This is a genomic window from Streptomyces sp. SolWspMP-5a-2, assembly GCF_900091845.1.
GTDB lineage: Bacteria > Actinomycetota > Actinomycetes > Streptomycetales > Streptomycetaceae > Streptomyces > Streptomyces doudnae.
Window position 1 is genome coordinate 1 of sequence record NZ_FMCI01000161.1, and the last position, 4,387, is coordinate 4,387.

Genomic DNA, 4,387 nt, shown 5'->3' on the forward strand with positions numbered 1-4,387 from the left:
GTGGGATCGACGTGGTCGAGGGTGGTGGAGCCGTCTGCGGCGGGGTCCGGGGCCGCGCCGGGTGGGGGCGGGAGGGGTGCTGTGGTCATGGGTGCTCCGGAGTGGGGGGATGCGCTCAGCGGCGCGCGGACGCCACCGGGTGGGCCGACACGAGCTGTTCGAGATGGTCGGCCGCGGCCCGTCGGCCGCCCGCGGCCCGCAGCGACCGGCCGACGGCGACCGCCGCGGCCCGGTGCCCTCCGGCGTCGTCGAGGACCGTGCGCAGCGCCTCGGCGAGCCTCGGCGCGGTCACCTTCCCGAACCGCACCCGGACGCCCGCGCCCGCCTCCGCCACCTGCCGGGCCACGATCGGCTGGTCGTCCCGGATCGGGGCGAGGACCAGCGGCAGCCCGTGCCACAGTGACTCGCAGACGGTGTTGTGGCCGCCGTGGCTGACCACCGCGGCCGCCCGGCCCAGGAGTTCGAACTGCGGGACCCAGCGGCGCACCAGCACCCCGGGCGGAGGGTCGGTGAGCTGCCCGCCCGGGTCCGCGACGACGCCCTGCACCCGCTCGCCGAGCAGGTCGAGCGCGGCGGCGGCCTCACCGAGGAAGCGGGCGCCCGCGTCGGTGTTGGCGGTGCCGAGCGAGACGAGGACGAGCGCGCGGGACGGGTCGAGGGCGTCCCAGGGGAAGTCGGGGTCGCCGGGCCGCTCGGCGATGGCGGGGCCCACCAGGTGGACCCGGTCCCAGGGCAGGTCGGCCGTGTCGCCGATGAGCGCCCTGCTGGTGAAGGCGAGCACACCGTACGGCGAGAAGCGCGGGTCGCCGGTGGCGTCCGGGTCGCCGATCTCCCGGCGCAGCGCGGCCAGCCGGTCGGTGAGCCAGGCGGCCACCTTGGGCAGGTCGGCCAGCGGGTCGACGAGTTCGGCCGAGGTGCTCGCGGAGGTCAGGTAGGGGACGCCGAGACGTTCGCTGACCAGCGCGCCCGCCACCGCGTGCTGGTCGGTGACGACCGCGTCCGGGCGGAAGGCGCGCACCGCGTCGGTCACGGCGGGCGCCATCGCCTCGGCGAGCGGGACGAAGAAGTCCTCCCAGAGGAACCGGAAGGCGGCAGGTCCGGTCAGGGTCGGCGGCCTGACCAGTTCGCCGGTCGCGGGCAGGGTGCAGGGGTGGACGACGGCGGCGGGCCCGGCGGCGGCCCTGACCCGGTCGGGGTAGCCGCACCACTCCACCTCGTGGCCGCGCGCGGTCAGTTCGGCCGCCACGCCCGCGAGCGGGTTGATGTGCCCGGTCAGCGGTGGGACGACGATCAGGTACCGGCTCATCCGACGGCCCCCGCCGGGGTGCCCGCGCGCCGGGCGTGGTGCTCGCGGACCCAGTCGAGGACCAGGTCCCGGGTCCTGGCGGGCTGTTCGACGAGGACCGAGTGGCCCTGGTCGGGCAGCACCACGGTGCGGCATCCGGCGACCTTGGCCTCCAGGTCGGGCACCTGGGCGCTGAGCCCGGAGTCGCCGCCGAAGACGGCGAACAGCGGGCAGCGCAGCGCGGACAGGTCGTCGTCGATGAGCCGCCCGGCCGGGACGTCCTCGGCCAGCGTCGTGGTCCGCAGGATGCGGGCGGCCCCCCGGGAGAGCCGCGCGGTGTGCGCCCCGTACCGCTCCTTGATCCACTCGATGGCGTGGTCGTGCACCAGGTCGCGGCGGGCGTGGGCCAGGCCCTCCGCCATGTGCCCGGCCCAGGCCGCCACCGGCGGCTCCGACTCGATCATGGTGACGGTGGCCGTGCGCTCCGGGTGCCAGGCGGCGAACCCGGCGGCGACGGTGCCGCCGAAGGAGTTGCCGACCAGGTGCACCGGGCGGCGCTCGCCGAGGCCGTCCAGGAGCAGCGACAGGTCCTCGACGAAGTTCTCCAGGCGGTAGCCGGTGGGCGGCCGGTCGGTGCGGCCGTGCCCGCGCAGGTCGTACATCACGGTGTCCATCCCGGCCGCGGACAGCGCGGGACCGAGCGTGAAGTAGTAGCTGGCCAGGGAGTCGGTGAGCAGGCCGTGCACGAGGACGACGACCGGGGGCTCCCCGTCGGGCACCGTGCCGCCCGCCGCGCCCGCGGCCAGCCGCTGCACGTGGGTGGTGAGGGAGCCGGTGGGTATCTTCGCCATCCGGTCAGCTCTCCTCGGTGGCGCGCAGCGAGGCGACGACGAAGTCGGCGAGCCGGCCGACGGTCAGCTCGATGATCTCGTCGAGCTCCAGGTCCGCGACGAACAGCGCCAGGTTGACGCGCTCGCCGTACTCCTCGCGCAGCAGACCCGAGAGGGAGACCAGGTCGATGCTCTCCAGCTCCAGGTCGTCGTGGAAGAGGGTGTCGCGGCCGATCTCGGCGTCCTCGAGACCGGCGTCGGGCAGTTCGCGCAGCAGCGTGGCGATCCGCGCGAGGACGGTGCTCTCGTCGGCGACGGGCGTGGTGGGGGTGGTCGCCTCAGTGGTCATGCCGGATCTCCTGATCGACTGGCTCCGCGCCGCCCGTGGTCCAGGCGACGACATAGGTCCGTTCGGGCAGCCCCGCGGGGGCCGCCACCTGTCCGCAGCGCACTTCCCAGGCGCTGCCCGCGTGTTCCACCCTGAGCAGGTCCGGGCGTGCGGCGGTGACCCGGAAGTCCTCCGGCCGTCCGCCCAGTCCGGTGCCGAGTTCCTTGGCGACGGCTTCCTTCGCCGTCCAGAACCGGGTGAACCACAGGTCTTCGCTGTCGCCGCCCGCGGCGACGGTCCGGGCGAGGAGCGCGCGCTCCTCGGGTCCGCAGGCCGCGGCGACGGTGCTCGCGGGCCGCGCGGTGACCTCTTCGAGGTCGATGCCGCAGGGACCGCGGCGGGCCAGGGCGACGGCCGCCTCGGCGCAGTGCGCCAGCGAGACGGTCAGCCCCTCGCCGAGGTCGCGGCCGTGCACGCCGCTCACCACGGGGCGCCCGGCGCCGTCGTTGTGCAGCGCGATCTCGGCCGGGTAGACCTCGTCGGCGCCCTCCTCCCACAGCAGTCGGCGCACCGCGTCCTTGGCGGCGATCCGGCCGAGCAGATGACGGCGCCTGCGGGTCGGCGGCTGCTCGGCGTGGCGCGCGCGTTCGGCGCCGCCCAGCATGTTGCGCATGATCAGGTCGCGGGTGGCGAGGTCGGGCCACCGCTCGTGGACCACGCTCCACCCCTCGGGGCGGGCCTCGGAGAGGGTGTTGCGGCCGGGGAAGCGGTCCACCAGCCGGATGCCGGGGTCGGTGTCGAAGCGCCGGTCGGTCCAGCCGGTGCACTGCGCCCAGACCCGGCCCGCGTGGACGAGCTGCATGTCGGCGGTGAGGGTGACCGGGGTGACCTCGCGGATCCTGATGTGGCACTCCAGGGCGGTCCCGGCGGCCGGTTCGGGTCCGTAGCGGTCGATCCGCTCCATGCCGACGGGGAAGACGGTGGTGCGTTCGGTGAGGCTGCTCATGATCCAGTAGCCGAGGAGCTGGCCGACGTTGTCGAGGAGCGCGCCGGGCGGCCCCGGCGCGGTGAGCACACCGCGCACGTGCCGGTCGCCGATCGCGGTGAGTTCCGTGACGCCCTGGAAGGCGGGGCCGTGGAACATCCACCGCTCGTCGTAGAGCTGTTCTGCCGTCAGGTCGGGGGTCCGTTCGGACGCCGGGTCCACCGGCCACACGGCGGGCGGCGGCACGACGTCGGACTCCGGCGCGAGCTGGACGACGGCGCCCGCGAACCCGGTGAGGGCGACCTCGACCCGGTCGGGTGCCAGGCTCCGCACGGTCACCGGGACGTCCCGGGCGGGCATGGCCTCGATCCACTTCTGCAACCGCACCTGGTGCACGGCCACCGTCCGCCGTCCCGGCAGGGCCTGTTCGGCGATCCGGGTGAGGTGGTCGACGACGGTGGTCGCGGGCACGATCGGCCACCGGTCGGCGGCGTCGGGCCAGCCGGGCCGCTGCCGGAAGAAGCAGTGGTCGAGGAGGTAGGGCATCCGCTCCACGTCCACCCGCAGGACGCCGGGCACGGGCGCGAGCCCGTCTCCTCCGCCGGGTCCGGGGATGTCGCCGTGGTCGCGGGGGACGGCCGGTGACGCCGGTCCGACTCCCGTGCGGGGAGCGGGGGTTCGGCGCCTGGCCGGGGCGCGCCGGGCGGACGGTGCCCGGAGCGCGCCGAGCAACTCCTCGGCGACGGCGGCGGTGTCGGTGAGCAGCGCGGAGAACTCGGCCGCCACGGACCCGCCCGCCCCGGCGGGAACCGGCACGCGGGCATCCCCACCGGAACCGGACCGGCCCTGCGGGGACGGTGAACCGGCCCGCGCCGCAGAGGGGGTCAGGGACGGCGAACCAACCGCGCGCGTCGCTCCGTTCGGGGTCGTGGCGTGGCCCGTCGAGGTCCGGGAACCGC

The 4,387-nt window shown here is 75.7% G+C and carries 4 protein-coding genes; all 4 read right to left on the bottom strand.

Annotated elements, in window-relative coordinates; all coding sequences use genetic code 11:
* Nucleotides 1-115: 115 nt before the first annotated feature.
* Genes GA0115242_RS16720 through GA0115242_RS16735 form a run of 4 tightly spaced genes read right to left on the bottom strand, consistent with a single transcriptional unit; the run spans nt 116 to nt 4,244 of the window.
* On the bottom strand, nt 116-1,306 hold the full coding sequence (locus tag GA0115242_RS16720) for a glycosyltransferase (protein WP_093829184.1): 1,191 nt from the start codon (nt 1,304-1,306) through the stop codon (nt 116-118).
* The gene (locus GA0115242_RS16725; protein ID WP_093829186.1) at nt 1,303-2,136 is read right to left on the bottom strand and encodes an alpha/beta fold hydrolase; all 834 of its coding nucleotides are present in this window, start codon (nt 2,134-2,136) and stop codon (nt 1,303-1,305) included. Before GA0115242_RS16725 ends, GA0115242_RS16720 begins: the two co-directional genes overlap by 4 nt.
* A gap of 4 nt (nt 2,137-2,140) precedes the next feature.
* Complete coding sequence (locus GA0115242_RS16730; RefSeq protein ID WP_093829188.1) at nt 2,141-2,464, bottom strand: acyl carrier protein; 324 nt, start codon at nt 2,462-2,464, stop codon at nt 2,141-2,143.
* Complete coding sequence (locus GA0115242_RS16735) at nt 2,454-4,244, bottom strand: 4'-phosphopantetheinyl transferase superfamily protein (protein WP_256089458.1); 1,791 nt, start codon at nt 4,242-4,244, stop codon at nt 2,454-2,456. The genes GA0115242_RS16730 and GA0115242_RS16735 overlap by 11 nt, the downstream gene beginning before the upstream one ends.
* Between the last annotated feature and the right edge of the window lie 143 nt (nt 4,245-4,387).